Genomic DNA, 14,441 nt, shown 5'->3' with positions numbered 1-14,441 from the left:
ATGTCGAAGAGCGGAACCATCCTCTATCTCGATGGCGTGTCGGTCTCCTTCGACGGATTCCGCGCCATCAACAACCTGTCGCTGGTGCTCGACAAGGGCGAGATGCGGGCGATCATCGGTCCGAACGGTGCCGGCAAGACCACGATGATGGACATCATCACGGGCAAGACCCGCCCCGACGCGGGCGAGGTCTTCTTCGACGGCACGGTGGATCTCACCAAGCACGACGAGGCCGACATCGCGATGATGGGCATCGGCCGCAAGTTCCAGAAGCCGACGGTGTTCGAGAGCCATACGGTCGAGGACAATCTCGTGCTCGCGCTCGCCGGGCCGCGATCGATCTTTCCGGCCCTCTTTCACCGCAGATCGAAGGAGGAGGGCAGGCGCATCGACGAGATCCTCGCCACGATCCGCCTGGAGGCACGCCGCAACGATCTGGCAGCCAACCTCAGCCATGGCCAGAAGCAGTGGCTGGAGATCGGCATGCTGCTGGCGCAGGACCCCAAGCTTCTCCTCGTCGACGAGCCGGTGGCCGGCATGACCGACGCCGAGACCGAGGAGACCGCGCGGCTGCTGAAGGACATCGCCAAGACCCATTCGGTGGTCGTGGTCGAGCACGACATGCATTTCGTGCGCGAGCTCGGCGTCAAGGTGACCTGCCTGCACGAGGGGTCGGTCCTGTCGGAGGGTACGCTCGACAGCGTCTCGGCCGACGAGCGCGTCATCGAAGTCTATCTGGGGAGGTGAGGGCATGCTGACCGTCAAGGACGCCACCCTCCACTACGGCGCCGCGCAGGCGCTGCGCGGCGTGTCGCTCACGGCAAAAGAGGCGAAGATCACCTGCGTGCTCGGCCGCAACGGCGTCGGCAAGACCAGTCTCATGAGAGCCATCGTCGGCCATCACCGGCTGTCGAGCGGAGAAATAGCCTTCGAGGGGAAGGCGCTCGACCGGAGCGCGGCGTACGATCGCGCCCGGTCGGGCATCGCATTCGTGCCGCAGGGGCGGGAAATCTTCCCGCTCCTGTCGGTCAGGGAGAACCTGGAGACCGGTTTCGCGCCGCTGAAGCGCGCCGATCGTCACGTCCCGGACCACGTCTTCGAACTGTTCCCGGTGCTGAAGAGCATGCTGTCGCGGCGCGGCGGCGACCTGTCCGGCGGCCAGCAGCAGCAGCTCGCCATCGGCCGCGCGCTGGTGATGCGGCCCAAGCTGCTCGTCCTCGACGAGCCGACCGAGGGCATCCAGCCCTCGATCATCAAGGATATCGGCCGGGCGATCCGCTTCCTGCGCGACACGGCCGGCATCGGCATCCTTCTGGTGGAGCAGTATCTCGACTTCTGCCGGGAACTGGCGGACGAGGTGAACATCATGGACCGCGGCCAGATCGTCCATTGCGGCCCGGCGGAGGATCTCGACGATCCGCACGTGCGCAAGTTCCTGACGGTCTGACGCGCGCCGCTTCGCCGGACGGGACGGCTGGAACCCATCGCGCGGCGGGGGCGTTTCCCCGGCAATCGATCCGCGATCCCGAGGAGTTTCCAGATGTCGACCAGACCGTCCTCCGCGCCGCAGCCGCCGCGCACCTCCGAACCGGCCGAAGCCTTCCGCAAGGAGCGTGCCCGCCAGGGTTCGGCCCAGCCCGACCAGGAGGACGAACTGCAGGAAGGCCTGGAGGACACTTTTCCGGCCAGCGATCCGGTGTCGCATGATTCCGCCGGCGTCCCCGGAAAGCCGCCGAAGGACCGACACTCGCAGGACTGACGACGTGCTCCTTGCGCCCGCCTCCGCCCCTCAGGCGGCGGCGAGTGCCTTGATGCCGTCGGCGACGAACTGGACCGCGAGTGCGGCCAGGATGACGCCCAGGAGCCGCGTCAGGATCGACCGGCCCGTCTGGCCGAGATAGCGGTCGACGCGCTCCGCCAGCACGAAGACGAGATAGGTGATCGCGATCGCCAGCGCGATGACCAGAAGCAGCACGGCGGTCGAGGCCGGTCCGCCGAACGATCCCGACAGGAGCACCGTCGCCGAGATCGCCCCCGGTCCGGCGATCAGCGGGATCGCCAGCGGGAAGGCGGCGATGTTGTGGATGTGGTCGCGCGTGATGGCGACGTCGGCGGTCTTCTCCTTCCGCTCGGTGCGCCGCTCGAAGATCATCTCGAAGGCGATGAAGAACAGGAGCAGCCCGCCCGCCACGCGGAAGGCGGGCAGGGTGATGCCGAACACCGACAGGATCGCCGCACCCGCCACCGCAAACAGCGCAAGCACCACGAGGCCGATGACCGAGGCGCGCAGCCCGACCTGATGGCGCTGCGACCGGTCCATGCCGCGCGTCAGCGCCAGGAACAGCGGTGCCAGCCCCGGCGGGTCGATCGTGACGAGGATCGTCACGAAGGCGTTGAAGACGAGGTCGAAGCTCGGCACGGGAACCTCTTGGCGGTCCGGCAGAGCGGCGGCGCCTCTGCGCCAGCCCTGCATCCTTCCCCATCCTGAACGCTCGGCGCGCGCGGGGCAACAGCATCGTCGAGCCGGTGGCGGTCGCGATCGTTTCGGCGGCTCTCCGAAGCGTTGCTTCGGGCACGGTCGGCAGCAGCACCGAGGCACGCCGAAGGCTCATGCCGACCACATCCGGCAGGGTCCCGGCCTCCACCTCGCGGGGAAGAGTACCGCGCGGATTCCGGCCCAGCGCGGCCCTTTCTCGGCGACTTTTCCGTCATGCTGCGGAGGCGCTTTCCAAGTGCCTGATTAAATTGAGGAAAGCGGCCATGACAATCGGCCCCCGAAGTTGGAGAATCACGCCGGCTTCCTATATAAGGATGCATTGATTCCAGCGACGAACGTGGCCCATCTTGTCTGATTTAACCAAACCGCCCGCCGGGGGTTCGAACGGCATCGAGCCGATCTCCATCATCGAGGAGATGCAGCGCAGCTACCTCGACTACGCGATGAGCGTGATCGTCAGCCGTGCTCTGCCCGACGTCCGCGACGGACTGAAGCCGGTGCATCGGCGCATCCTCTATGCCTCGCACGAGAGCGGCTATCACTGGAACCGCAAGCACGTGAAGTCGGCGCGCCCGGTGTCGGACGTGATGGGTAAGTACCACCCGCACGGCGACGCCTCGATCTACGACGCCCTGGTCCGCATGGCGCAGGACTGGTCGATGCGCCTGCCGCTGATCGACGGGCAGGGCAATTTCGGCTCGATCGACGGCGATCCGCCCGCGGCGATGCGCTACACCGAGGCGCGGCTGACCAAGGGCGCGCACGAGATCCTGGAGGACATCGACAAGGAGACCGTCGACTTCCAGGACAATTACGACGGCTCGTCGCGCGAGCCGAAGGTGCTGCCGGCCCGCTATCCGAACCTGCTCGTCAACGGGTCGGGCGGCATCGCCGTCGGCATGGCGACCAACATCCCGCCACACAACCTCGTCGAGGTGGTGAATGCGGCCATCGCCATCGTCGACAATCCGGCGATCGATCTTCCGGCGCTGATGGAGATCATCCCCGGACCGGATTTCCCGACGGGCGGACTGATCCTCGGCCGCGCCGGCATCTACAGCGCTTATCTGACCGGCCGCGGCTCCGTCATGATGCGCGGCAAGGTCGACATCGAACCGATGCGCGGCGATCGCGAGGCGATCATCATCACCGAGGTGCCCTACCAGGTCAACAAGGCCACGATGATCGAGAAGATGGCCGAACTCGTGCGAGACAAGCGCATCGAGGGCATCTCCGACATCCGCGACGAGAGCGACCGCCAGGGCTACCGGGTGGTGATCGAGCTGAAGCGCGACGCCAATGCCGAAGTCGTGCTCAACCAGCTCTATCGCTACACGCCGCTGCAGACCTCCTTCGGCGCCAACATGGTGGCGCTCAACGGCGGCAAGCCGGAACTGATGAACCTCGTCGACATCCTGAAGGCCTTCGTGTCCTTCCGGGAGGAGGTCGTCAGTCGGCGCACCAAGTACCTGCTCAAGAAGGCCCGCGAACGCGCTCACGTGCTCGTCGGCCTGGCCATCGCGGTCGCCAACATCGACGAGGTCATCAAGCTCATCCGCAATGCGCCCGATCCGCAGACGGCGCGCGAGCAGCTGATGGAGCGGCGCTGGCCGGCGGCGGACGTGGAAGCGCTGATCCGCCTGATCGACGACCCGCGCCACCGCATCAACGAGGACGGCACCTACAACCTCTCCGAGGAGCAGGCCCGCGCGATCCTCGAACTGCGCCTGCAGCGCCTCACCGCGCTCGGGCGCGACGAGATCGCCGACGAGCTCAACAAGATCGGCGAGGAGATCAAGGACTACCTCGACATCCTCGGATCCCGCGCGCGCATCCAGACCATCGTCAAGGACGAGCTTGCCGCCGTGCGCGACGAGTTCGGCACGCCGCGCCGCACCGAGATCGTCGACGGCGGCGCCGACATGGAGGACGAGGACCTCATCCAGCGCGAGGACATGGTCGTCACGGTCACGCACGAAGGCTACATCAAGCGCGTGCCGCTCTCGATCTACCGGGCTCAGGCGCGGGGCGGCAAGGGCCGCTCCGGCATGGCCACGAAGGACACCGACTTCGTCACGCGGCTGTTCGTGGCCAACACGCACACGCCGATCCTGTTCTTCTCCTCGCGCGGCATCGTCTACAAGGAAAAGGTCTGGCGGCTGCCCATCGGCACGCCGCAGTCGAAGGGCAAGTTCCTGCGCAACCTTCTGCCGCTCGACGCCGGGGACCGGATCACCGCGATCCTGCCGCTGCCGGAGAACGAGGAGAGCTGGGCCGAGCTCGACGTGATGTTCGCGACGACGCGCGGCACCGTGCGGCGCAACAAGCTGTCGGACTTCGCCGACGTGAAGCGCAATGGCAAGATCGCCATGAAGTTCGAGGAGGAGGGCGACGCCATCCTCGCCGTCGAGACCTGCACCGAGAACGACGACGTGCTGCTGACCGCCGACAGCGGCCAGTGCATCCGCTTCGCCGTCAGCGACGTGCGCGTCTTCGCCGGACGCTCCTCGCAGGGCGTGCGCGGCATTGCGCTGGGGCAGGGCGATCGCGCCATCTCCATGACCATCCTCGAGCACGTCGAGGCGACGGCGCCAGAGCGGGCGGCCTATCTCAAGCGGTCCGTTGCCGAACGGCGCGCAGCGTCGAGCGAGATCGGCGAAAGCGAGGAAGAGGTCGCGCTGACCAACGAGGAGGTCGGCGAGGAGGCGGATCTGAACGACGAGCGCTACGAGCATCTCAAGGCGCACGAGCAGTTCGTGCTCACCGTCACCGAGTTCGGTTACGGCAAGCGGTCTTCGTCCTACGACTTCCGGCTGATCGGACGCGGCGGCAAGGGCATCAGGGCTACGGATACGTCCAAGACCGGCGAGATCGGCAAGCTCGTGGCCGTGTTCCCCGTTGAGAAGGACGACCAGATCATGCTGGTCACGGACGCGGGCAAGGTCATCCGCGTGCCGATCGGCGGCATCCGTTTCGCCGGCCGCGCTACCAAGGGGGTCACGATCTTCCGCACGGGCGACGGCGAGAAGGTCGTGTCGGTCGAGCGGATTTCCGAACCGCAGTCGGAAGACGAGGTGGAGGCGGCCGTCGAGCAGGCTCCCGACGCTCCGGCGGGCGATGCGCCGCCTGCCGCTCCCGAAACGCCCCTCGACGAGTGAGGGGCGATTTGCCGGACTGAAAACAGAAACGGCCGCCCAGAGAGGCGGCCGATCTGCTTTGGGAGGTCAGGCCCAGGGTAATTCTCGTTGGTCTCAGCGGCGCATGTTCGCGAACGGGTTCCGGCGCGTCGCGCGCACGTCCTGCCGTGCGCGCTGCGCTTCCTCGTAGAAGCCGAACGCAGTCGCAATCAGCATGGCAATGGTCATGGCCGCAGCAAGCATCGTGATCAGCATGGCATCGTTCTCCTTGGCCGATGAACGCGTTAGACACCGAAGGGTTTCGACCGTCTGTGAGTTTTTTGGCACAGCAAGCTTGAACGAAGACTGAGGCCGCCGTTCATGTGCGGTTCATCTTGGGCCGAGGGTGAACGGACGGTTAGCCGGGCGTGCCGGGCGTGGGGCGGGGCCGTCCGCCCGCGACAGCTGCCGGCGGCGGCGCGACGCTGCGCCGACCGGGGCGCGAAGACGCAGATGGCGCGACTCGCGTGAAGACGGCTCCGGAGACTCGTGACCTCGCCATCGCCGGAGCATCCGGCACCAGGCCCACGACCGCGCTGATGTCCCGTACGCCGTGGTTTTCGCCCCGCCACGTCAGGCCGGGCGGAAATGCCGGAGCGGCCGGCAGTCTTGGCGTCAGGCGGCGCCGAAGACGCGGGCGAAGATCGTGTCGACGTGCTTGGTGTGATAGGCGAGGTCGAACTTCTCGCGCAGGTCGTCTTCCGACAGCGCGGCGCGCACCTCGGCATCCGCCAGAAGTTCCTCGAGGAAGTCCGCGCCGTGTTCCCAGGCCTTCATGGCGTTGCGCTGGACGAGCCGGTAGGCATCTTCCCGCGAGACGCCCGCCTGGGTCAGCGCCAGGAGAACGCGCTGCGAATGAACCAGACCGCGGAACCTGTTCATGTTCCGCAGCATGTTCTCGGGGTAGATCACCAGCTTCTCGATGACGCCGGCCAGCCGGTTGAGCGCGAAGTCGAGCGTGATCGTCGCGTCCGGGCCGATGCCGCGTTCGACGCTCGAATGCGAGATGTCGCGCTCGTGCCAGAGCGCCACGTTCTCCAGCGCCGGAACCACGGCCATGCGCACGAGGCGGGCGAGACCGGTCAGATTCTCCGTCAGCACCGGGTTGCGCTTGTGCGGCATGGCCGACGAGCCCTTCTGGCCGGGCGAGAAGAACTCCTCCGCCTCCAGCACCTCGGTGCGCTGCATGTGGCGGATCTCGATGGCGACGTTCTCGATCGAGGAGGCGATGACACCCAGCGTGGCGAAGAACATGGCGTGCCTGTCGCGCGGGATGACCTGCGTCGAGACCGGCTCCGCAAGCAGGCCGAGCTTGGCGCAGACATGCTCCTCCACGCGGGGGTCGATGTTGGCGAAGGTGCCGACGGCACCCGAGATGGCGCCGGTGGCGATTTCGGCGCGTGCATTCACCAGCCGGGCGCGGTTGCGGCTCATCTCGGCAAAGAAGCGCGCGAAGGTCAACCCCATGGTCGTCGGCTCGGCATGTATGCCGTGCGAGCGGCCGATCCGCACCGTGTCCTTGTGCTCGTAGGCGCGGGTCTTCAGGGCGGCGAGCAGCCGGTCCATGCCCGCGAGCAGGATGTCACAGGCGCGCACGAGCTGGATGTTCAGCGTCGTGTCGAGCACGTCGGACGAGGTCATGCCCTGGTGGACGAAGCGCGAGTCGGGGCCGATGAATTCGGCCAGATGCGTCAGGAAGGCGATGACGTCATGCTTGGTCACGGCCTCGATCTCGTCGATCCGCGCGACGTCGAACGTCGCCGCGCCACCCTTCTCCCAGATGGTCCGCGCGGCTTCTTTGGGGATGACGCCCAGCTCCGCGAGCGCGTCGCAGGCATGCGCCTCGATCTCGAACCAGATGCGGAACTTGGTCTCCGGAGACCAGATGGCGACCATCTCGGGCCGCGAGTAGCGCGGGATCATGCGTGTGTCCTCGTCGGGAAAGCCTTGCCGACCCCCTAGCAGAGGCTGCCGCTGCCCTCAACGGCGGGTCCTTGCGAGGACGAGGGAAAATGCCAGCAGCGCCGGCAGCCCGACCGGCAGATACATCCGCAGGCCGAGCACCAGGAAATGATAGCAGGCCGCCGCCACGGTGAAGATGAACTGGAAGATCCAGCCGATGGTCAGGGCCGGCTCGTGCCAGTGGGCATAGTAGAGGCGGTACCACAGGCCGAAGAGGAAGGCCGTGATGCCGATCGTGGCGCCGGCCAGGAGCACCATGGCGGCCGCGAAGCGCGTCTCCGCCCGGTGCCCGCCGAAGCGATCCGCGAGCAGGACGGCGGGCGCGTAGGCGAGCAGGGCTCCGAACCAGAAAAGCAGGATGACGGCGGCCTGCGCGTCTGCATTCTGCCACGCGCGCGCCAGAAGCGAGGCGGCGCACGAGGCGACGATGGCGAGGGACCAGGCGATCGAACCGGCGAGCAGCCGCAGGGCAGGGCGGATTCGGGTCCGACGGCCCGGACCGATGGACCGCCGCGCCGGAGCGGGGGCGTCGGAAGCGGACCGCTCCGTCACAGGCGCCCGGTGACCGCGATCCAGCGGTAGTCGGGCCCTTCGAAGCCGAAGGACCGCACCGCCACAAGCACGGCGAAGGACGGCGCGCCGCCGTCCGGGTGGATCGTCTGGACCGCGCCGATCCGGTAGCCGAGCGGACAGCCGCGGCTGGAGGGAACGCGGTCGTCCTCATGCAGCAGGTCGACGGTGCCGCCGGCCCTGAGGTCGATGCGCAGCAGCCGGAAGCCCATGGTCGGGCCGAGGTTCTCGCAACCGGCCACATCGAGCGCGTATTCCTCGATCCGGAACTCGATCGCCTCGTCGACCGGCGGAATGACGGGGCGAGGGTTCACCGCCATGCGGAACGGATCCGCGGAAAGCTCGGTGATCGCGTTGATCCCGGCGGTGTGGCCGCGGTTCTGCGCCAGGATCGCGTCGGAGACGATCGCCTGGCCCGGCGCCCTTGCCTGATCCCTGGCCTGGTGGAGCGGCGCGCTCTCGTCGTCGATCCGGATGCGGATGGGCGTGCCCGGGACGAAGCGGTCCGTCGCCACGTCGATGTAGTATCGGTTGGCGTAAGGAAAGCCGGAGCCGTCCTGGACGCCGTATTCCTCGAAGGCAAAGATGGAGGCATCGGCGCTGAAGCCGAGGATTTCGAGATCGGCCACGCTGCCAGCGGTTGCAGAACCGGCGGCGAAGGCGATTGCGAAGGCCAGGACGGTGGCCGCGACAGGCTGCCGGATCATGACGATTCTCCCTGTTCCCGCCCCGACCGCATTCTGCCATCGATCGGCCGCGGCGATCCACCGGGAATCGGTGGTGCGGGTCACCGCGCCCAGCGCGCCCGCCAGGCGGGGAAGAAGTCGCCGGCCGCCGGCTCGGCGGCGAAGACGCCGCGGGCGATCGCGCGCGCCATCGTCGCCGCCGCCGCCGCACCCAGTTCGATCGCCGCGTCGCCTTCGGGAACGACGCCGCTGCCGCCGGTCGCCAGCGCGAAGACCAGATCGCCGTCGGCAGGGGTATGGGCAGGCCAGATCGCACGGGCGAAGCCGTCATGCGCCGACATCGCCAGCCGTTTGGCGCCGGCCTTGCTCAGCACGGCGTCGGTTGCGATCACCGCGATGGTGGTATTGGCGCCGGGCGCATTCCCGCTCCGGAACTTCAACGCGACGTCCGTCGCGTCGGCCGGCGCCGAGGCCGGCATCCCGCGTGCGCCGAACTCGTAGCCGATCTCGAAGGGCGCTGCCCAGAAATGCGGCGTGTCGCCGACCGTGGCCGACCCGACCGCATTGACCGCGACGAGCGCGGACACTGTGATGCCGTTCGACAGGACCGTCGACGCCGAGCCGAGCCCGCCCTTCAGCCCGGCCGTCAGCGCTCCGAACCCGGCGCCCGCCGATCCCATCTCGAAGGTCTCGGAAGCGACCTCGGCCGCTTCGTAGCCGAGGTCGCGGTAGGGCGGATAGCGGCCCCAGTCCTTGTCGCCGCCGTTGACGAGGTCGAACAGGATCGCCGCTGGAACGATCGGGATCGACAGGTCGTGCACCTTCACGCCGACGCCGCGCTCGCGCAGGTATGCCTGCACGCCCGATGCCGAATCCAGCCCGAAAGCCGAGCCGCCCGACAGGACGATCGCGTCCACCTTCTCAACCGCGTTGTGCGGCTCGAGGAGGTCGGTCTCGCGCGTGCCCGGCGCGCCGCCGAGCACCTGGACCGCGGCGATCGCCGGCCGGTCGCAGAGCACCACGGAGACGCCCGAACGGATGCGTGCGTCCACGGCATTGCCCACACGCAGGCCGGCGACGTCGGTCAGGAGATTGCGGGAGCCCGCTCTGAAAGCCATGGGAGTTCAGTCCATCGGTTGGAAGGCGCCGCCGTCGTAGCGGAACAGCCGGTAATGCTCGCCCGCCCAGTCGCCCTTCTCGTCGAAGCGGACGGGTCCAAGGACGGTCTGGAACGTGTCGCCTGAAAGGGCGGCCGCGACCGAAGACGTTCCGTCGGGACGCGGCTTCGATGCCTGGAGCGCGATCTCGACGGCCGCGTAGGTCGGGAGAACGTAGCCTGCCGGCAGCACCTCCCGCCGGGCGAGCGTCTCCAGCACCGACGGCTCGGCCGTGTCGGCCCATTCCGCCGGCGCGATCATCAGGGTCCCCGGCGCAAGGTCGACGGCGTCGGGTGCCGCCCGCAGGGCTTCCCCGCCGGCGATGACGAGGTCGTAGCCCAGTTCCCGCGCATCGCGACCGAGAATGGCGAGGTCGGACCTGTCGCCGCCTGCGAAGACATGCGTCGCACCCGACTTGCGCAGGCGGCCGGCCAGCGCGATCTGGTTGTCGAGCTGCGGCCTGAACGTGTCGGTGAAGACCGGCTTCAGGCCGGCCTCCTCGGCGGCGAGACGGAAACCTTCGGCGAGCTCGCGGCCGTAGATGGTGCCGTCGTCGATGATGGCGAAGAGTTCGCCGCGCCAGAGGTCCGTCAGGATGCGTGAGACGGCAGCGAGTTCGGCATCGGCGCGCGGCGCCAGCCGGTAGACGGGCCATCCGGTCTTCTCGCGACGATCGGTCAGGCTGGTGACGCGCACGCCGGTCGTGATGACGGGAATACCTGCCCTGGAGAGGATCGGCATCGCGGCCTCGATCGCCTCGATGCAGAGGAAACCCGTCACCGCCTCCACCTCGGCCACGACGAAGAATTCTGCCGCGGTGCTGCCGCCTTCGGCCGAGCACTGCGTGTCGACGATCTCGATGGTGCTGCCGTCCGCAGCCGCGGCGACCGCTGCCTCGGCGCCGGCGCGCATCTGCAGTCCGAGGATCTCCGCCGATCCGGACAGGGGCGCGGCCAGACCGAGGGCAGCCGCGCCGGCCGTCGGTATCGGGGCGCCGGCCATGGCGAGGATCACCAGCGCTGTGAAGGCTGCCTGCTGCATCGTGTTCGGGTCGGACCGGTCCTCGCGCAGGCCGGAAGGGCCTGGTCGGTTCAACTGGTAAAGAACGAAGCGTTCATGTGCAATGCACGCGAACCGCTTGTGACCCCGCGGGTCGGCCCTATATTGGCGCCGAGATCGGGAACGGGCGCAGAGGCATGGCCGGGTGTTGAACAGGAACGAGATCGAGCCGGCCCGCTACCGCGACGCCATGGCCAACTTCGCCGGTGCCGTGCATCTGGTGACGACAGACGGCGCCGCCGGCCGGCGCGGCGTGACGGTCATCGCGGCCTGTTCGGTGTCCGACGACCCGCCGACGATCCTCGTCTGTCTCAACCGGGAGAACACCAGGAACGACGTCTTCCGCGACAACGGCGTCTTCGCGCTGAACACGCTGGCGGCCGAGCATCAGGCCCTCTCGGCGGACTTCGCCGGCCTGACGGGCAAGCCGCCGGAGGCGCGATTCGGCGCTGACGACTGGGAGACGATCGCGACCGGTGCGCCGACGCTGAAGACCGCGCTCGCCGTGTTCGACTGCGAACTGTTGGAGGCGAAGGACGTCGCCACGCATCGCGTGCTGTTCGGCCGCGTGACAGGATTGCGGGTCGGCGGTAACCTGTCGCCGCTGCTCTATCACCGCCGCGCCTACCGCGTCTTCTGACGCGCCTTCGCCACTCATTCCCAGGAGACGGCATGTCCGACGAATCCAGCCACGCGCTCCCGCAGTCGATCGACGAGACGATGGCGCTGCTCGAAAGTGCGGACTACGTGGCGGACCGGGCGCTGGCGACCGTGCTGTTCCTGTCGCTGCGCATGAAGCGGCCGCTCTTCCTGGAGGGCGAGGCGGGTGTCGGCAAGACCGAGATCGCCAAGGTTCTGGCCAGCGCGCTCGGCCGCAAGCTGATCCGCCTGCAGTGCTACGAGGGCCTCGACGTCTCCTCGGCGGTCTACGAGTGGAACTACGCCGCGCAGATGATCGAGATCCGGATGGACGAGGCTGCCGGGCAGACCGACCGCGACCGGATGGAGAAGAACGTCTTCTCGGAGAAATACCTGATCCGCCGGCCGATCCTCGAGGCGCTCGAGGGAACGGACGGCCGCGCGCCGGTGCTGCTGATCGACGAGCTCGACCGCACCGACGAGGCGTTCGAGGCCTTCCTGCTCGAAATCCTGTCCGACTTCCAGGTGACGGTGCCCGAACTCGGCACGATCAGGGCCAAGGAGCCGCCGATCGTCATCATCACCACCAACCGCACCCGCGAGATCCACGACGCGCTGAAGCGGCGCTGCCTCTATCACTGGGTCGACTACCCGAATGCCGAGCGCGAGCTCGACATCGTCGCGCGCAAGGTGCCGCAGGCAAACAGGCGGCTCTCGGCCGAGCTCGTCCGATTCATCCAGAAGCTGCGCGAGATCGACCTGTTCAAGGTCCCGGGCGTCGCCGAGACCATCGACTGGGCGAGCGCGCTGACGGAACTCGACAAGATCGCGCTCGACCCCGAAACCGTGTCCGACACGATCGGCGTGATCCTCAAATACCAGGACGACATCGCCCGGATCGAGCAGGGCGAGGGCCGGCGACTGCTGAAGGAAGTGCAGGCGGATCTGGCGACGGCGGAGTAGGGGCGGTGGTGCGGCGCGGTTTCTTGCGGGCGCGGGGTCACGACGCGGTGTGGGTTCGTGAGATCGCCTCGTCCGCCGTCAGGGAGCGGCGGACGTGAGCGCCGCGGCGGACAGCGAGCCGGCCCGGCAGCAAACCTTCCCCAATGCCGCCAAGCCCGACGGCCGGCTGGCCGACAACATCGTCTATTTCGCCCGCGCGCTGCGCAAGGCCGGCATGCGGGTGGGGCCGGCCTCGGTGAAGGATGCGATCGAGGCGGTTCTCGCGGCCGGCATCGGCAGCCGCGAGGATTTCTACTGGGTGCTCCACTCCGTCCTGGTGAAGCGGCACGAGGATCACGCGACCTTCGACGAGGCCTTCCGCCTGTTCTGGAAGTCGCGCGAGCTGGTGGAGAAGATGCTCGCCATGTTCTCGCCCAAGGCGCCCGACACGCGCGAGCGCCAGAAGCCGCGCGCCGCTGAAAGCCGCGTCGCCGACGCCATGTTCGAAGGGCACGACAAGAACCGCAAGCCGCAGGAGATCCCGGAGATCGAGGTCGACGCCCGGCTGACCTTCTCGGGCAGCGAGGTGCTGCGCGGCAAGGACTTCGCGCAGATGACCGCACGCGAGATCGCCGAGGCGAAACGGGCGATCGCCGACCTGAAGCTGCCATTCGACCTCGTCCGCACCCGCCGCTACCGGCCTGATCCGCGCGGGCGGCGGACCGACGCGCGCGCGATGCTGCGGTCGGGCCTGCGCACCGGCGGCGACCTCATCCTGCCCAAGTTCCGCTCGCCGCGCGAGATCCATCCGCCGCTCGTCGTGCTCGCCGACATTTCCGGCTCGATGAGCCAGTACACCCGCGTCTTCCTGCACTTCCTGCACGCGCTGGCGGAGAAGCGCAGGCGGGTGCACACCTTTGTCTTCGGCACGCGGCTCACCAACCTGACGCGCCAGATGCGTCACCGCGATCCCGACGCGGCGCTGGCCGACAGCTCGCTGGCGGTGCGGGACTGGTCGGGCGGCACGCGGATCGGCGAGACGCTGCACGAGTTCAACCGCGTCTGGTCGCGGCGCGTGCTGGGGCAGGGCGCGATCGTGCTGCTCATCACCGACGGGCTGGAGCGCGACGACGTCGATGGACTGACCGCCGAGATGGAGCGCCTGCACAAATCGTGTCGGCGGCTGGTCTGGCTCAACCCGCTGCTGCGCTTCGACGGTTTCGAGGCGAAGGCGCGGGGCGTGAAGGCCATGCTGCCGCATGTCGACGAGTTCCGCCCCGTCCACACGCTGAACGCGCTTGCAGACCTCTGCGCTTCGCTCTCCGAGAAACGCGCCGGCGAGGCCGATCCGCGCCGCTTCATGGGTCTTGGCAAGCGCCGGGCCGCGTGACCATATTCAGGGCGGGAGAACACGCCATGCACGATCCGACGCTCGACGAGACCCGCGACCCGCTGCTGATCGCGGAAGGCTGGATGAACGATGGCCGCAGCGTCGCCGTTGCGACGGTGGTCGAAACCTGGGGCTCGGCGCCGCGGCCCGTCGGCAGCCATCTCGTCATCGATGAGGAGGGCAATTTCCACGGCTCCGTCTCCGGTGGTTGCGTGGAAGGCGCGGTCGTGGCCGAAGCCGTCGACATCATCGAGACCGGCAAGCCGCGCATGCTGGAATTCGGCGTCGCCGACGAGACCGCCTGGCAGGTCGGACTCTCGTGCGGGGGGCGCATCAAGGTCTATGTCGAGCGGCTGGGCTGAG

The 14,441-nt window shown here is 68.1% G+C and carries 15 protein-coding genes; 8 read left to right on the top strand and 7 right to left on the bottom strand.

Going from position 1 to position 14,441, the window contains the following annotated elements; translation table 11 throughout:
• The 3 genes from urtD to IAI54_RS08055 all read left to right on the top strand — a co-directional run bounded on the left by urtD (position 1) and on the right by IAI54_RS08055 (position 1,759).
• On the top strand, positions 1-747 hold the full coding sequence (urtD, locus tag IAI54_RS08065; protein ID WP_187971854.1) for an urea ABC transporter ATP-binding protein UrtD: 747 nt from the start codon (positions 1-3) through the stop codon (positions 745-747).
• Positions 748-751: 4 nt separating this feature from the next.
• A complete protein-coding gene (gene urtE, locus IAI54_RS08060; RefSeq protein WP_187971853.1) occupies positions 752-1,447 on the top strand; it encodes an urea ABC transporter ATP-binding subunit UrtE in 696 nt (231 codons plus the stop codon).
• A 93-nt stretch (positions 1,448-1,540) separates the two neighbouring features.
• Positions 1,541-1,759, top strand: coding sequence for a hypothetical protein (locus IAI54_RS08055; protein ID WP_187971852.1), 219 nt, complete (start codon positions 1,541-1,543; stop codon positions 1,757-1,759).
• Positions 1,760-1,789: 30 nt separating this feature from the next.
• On the opposite strand, the gene IAI54_RS08050 is transcribed toward IAI54_RS08055, so the two are convergent.
• The gene (locus tag IAI54_RS08050; RefSeq protein ID WP_187971851.1) at positions 1,790-2,419 is read right to left on the bottom strand and encodes a MarC family protein; all 630 of its coding nucleotides are present in this window, start codon (positions 2,417-2,419) and stop codon (positions 1,790-1,792) included.
• Between the two features lie 425 nt (positions 2,420-2,844).
• Between IAI54_RS08050 and gyrA the strand changes: the two genes are divergently transcribed.
• Positions 2,845-5,655 (top strand): DNA gyrase subunit A, encoded by a 2,811-nt coding sequence (gene gyrA, locus IAI54_RS08045; RefSeq protein WP_235679291.1) that lies wholly within the window; start codon positions 2,845-2,847, stop codon positions 5,653-5,655.
• 93 nt (positions 5,656-5,748) lie between these two features.
• Here gyrA and IAI54_RS08040 read toward each other — a convergent pair whose 3' ends face one another.
• From IAI54_RS08040 to IAI54_RS08015, 6 genes are all read right to left on the bottom strand, one after another.
• On the bottom strand, positions 5,749-5,889 hold the full coding sequence (locus IAI54_RS08040; protein ID WP_187971850.1) for a hypothetical protein: 141 nt from the start codon (positions 5,887-5,889) through the stop codon (positions 5,749-5,751).
• Between the two features lie 399 nt (positions 5,890-6,288).
• Complete coding sequence (gene purB, locus IAI54_RS08035; RefSeq protein WP_187971849.1) at positions 6,289-7,596, bottom strand: adenylosuccinate lyase; 1,308 nt, start codon at positions 7,594-7,596, stop codon at positions 6,289-6,291.
• Positions 7,597-7,653: 57 nt separating this feature from the next.
• Complete coding sequence (locus tag IAI54_RS08030; RefSeq protein WP_187971848.1) at positions 7,654-8,187, bottom strand: hypothetical protein; 534 nt, start codon at positions 8,185-8,187, stop codon at positions 7,654-7,656.
• On the bottom strand, positions 8,184-8,912 hold the full coding sequence (locus IAI54_RS08025) for a DUF2259 domain-containing protein (RefSeq protein ID WP_187971847.1): 729 nt from the start codon (positions 8,910-8,912) through the stop codon (positions 8,184-8,186). Before IAI54_RS08025 ends, IAI54_RS08030 begins: the two co-directional genes overlap by 4 nt.
• 80 nt (positions 8,913-8,992) lie before the next feature.
• Positions 8,993-10,009, bottom strand: a complete 1,017-nt coding sequence (locus IAI54_RS08020) for a P1 family peptidase (RefSeq protein ID WP_187971846.1) — start codon at positions 10,007-10,009, stop codon at positions 8,993-8,995.
• Positions 10,010-10,015: 6 nt separating this feature from the next.
• On the bottom strand, positions 10,016-11,089 hold the full coding sequence (locus IAI54_RS08015) for an ABC transporter substrate-binding protein (protein ID WP_187971845.1): 1,074 nt from the start codon (positions 11,087-11,089) through the stop codon (positions 10,016-10,018).
• Positions 11,090-11,252: 163 nt separating this feature from the next.
• Between IAI54_RS08015 and IAI54_RS08010 the strand changes: the two genes are divergently transcribed.
• From IAI54_RS08010 to IAI54_RS07995, 4 genes are all read left to right on the top strand, one after another.
• Positions 11,253-11,747, top strand: a complete 495-nt coding sequence (locus IAI54_RS08010; protein ID WP_187971844.1) for a flavin reductase — start codon at positions 11,253-11,255, stop codon at positions 11,745-11,747.
• A gap of 32 nt (positions 11,748-11,779) precedes the next feature.
• Complete coding sequence (locus IAI54_RS08005; RefSeq protein WP_187971843.1) at positions 11,780-12,709, top strand: AAA family ATPase; 930 nt, start codon at positions 11,780-11,782, stop codon at positions 12,707-12,709.
• A gap of 94 nt (positions 12,710-12,803) precedes the next feature.
• Entirely contained in the window at positions 12,804-14,078 is a 1,275-nt protein-coding gene (locus IAI54_RS08000) for a vWA domain-containing protein (RefSeq protein ID WP_420838267.1), read from the top strand.
• A 26-nt stretch (positions 14,079-14,104) separates the two neighbouring features.
• Entirely contained in the window at positions 14,105-14,440 is a 336-nt protein-coding gene (locus IAI54_RS07995) for an XdhC family protein (RefSeq protein ID WP_187971842.1), read from the top strand.
• Position 14,441 lies beyond the last annotated feature (1 nt).

It is taken from the genome of Aquibium microcysteis (genome assembly GCF_014495845.1).
Taxonomy (GTDB): domain Bacteria; phylum Pseudomonadota; class Alphaproteobacteria; order Rhizobiales; family Rhizobiaceae; genus Aquibium; species Aquibium microcysteis.
This window is presented reverse-complemented; position numbering and strand designations above follow the sequence as displayed.

Bases quoted from the DNA above. Each gene is read 5' to 3' on its own strand.
- IAI54_RS08025 (WP_187971847.1), bottom strand. From the start codon at position 8,912: ATGATCCGGCAGCCTGTCGCGGCCACCGTCCTGGCCTTCGCAATCGCC.
- IAI54_RS08005 (WP_187971843.1), top strand. From the start codon at position 11,780: ATGTCCGACGAATCCAGCCACGCGCTCCCGCAGTCGATCGACGAGACG.
- IAI54_RS08055 (WP_187971852.1), top strand. From the start codon at position 1,541: ATGTCGACCAGACCGTCCTCCGCGCCGCAGCCGCCGCGCACCTCCGAA.
- urtD (WP_187971854.1), top strand. From the start codon at position 1: ATGTCGAAGAGCGGAACCATCCTCTATCTCGATGGCGTGTCGGTCTCC.
- purB (WP_187971849.1), bottom strand. From the start codon at position 7,596: ATGATCCCGCGCTACTCGCGGCCCGAGATGGTCGCCATCTGGTCTCCG.
- IAI54_RS08020 (WP_187971846.1), bottom strand. From the start codon at position 10,009: ATGGCTTTCAGAGCGGGCTCCCGCAATCTCCTGACCGACGTCGCCGGC.
- IAI54_RS08015 (WP_187971845.1), bottom strand. From the start codon at position 11,089: ATGCAGCAGGCAGCCTTCACAGCGCTGGTGATCCTCGCCATGGCCGGC.
- IAI54_RS08040 (WP_187971850.1), bottom strand. From the start codon at position 5,889: ATGCTGATCACGATGCTTGCTGCGGCCATGACCATTGCCATGCTGATT.
- urtE (WP_187971853.1), top strand. From the start codon at position 752: ATGCTGACCGTCAAGGACGCCACCCTCCACTACGGCGCCGCGCAGGCG.
- IAI54_RS07995 (WP_187971842.1), top strand. From the start codon at position 14,105: ATGCACGATCCGACGCTCGACGAGACCCGCGACCCGCTGCTGATCGCG.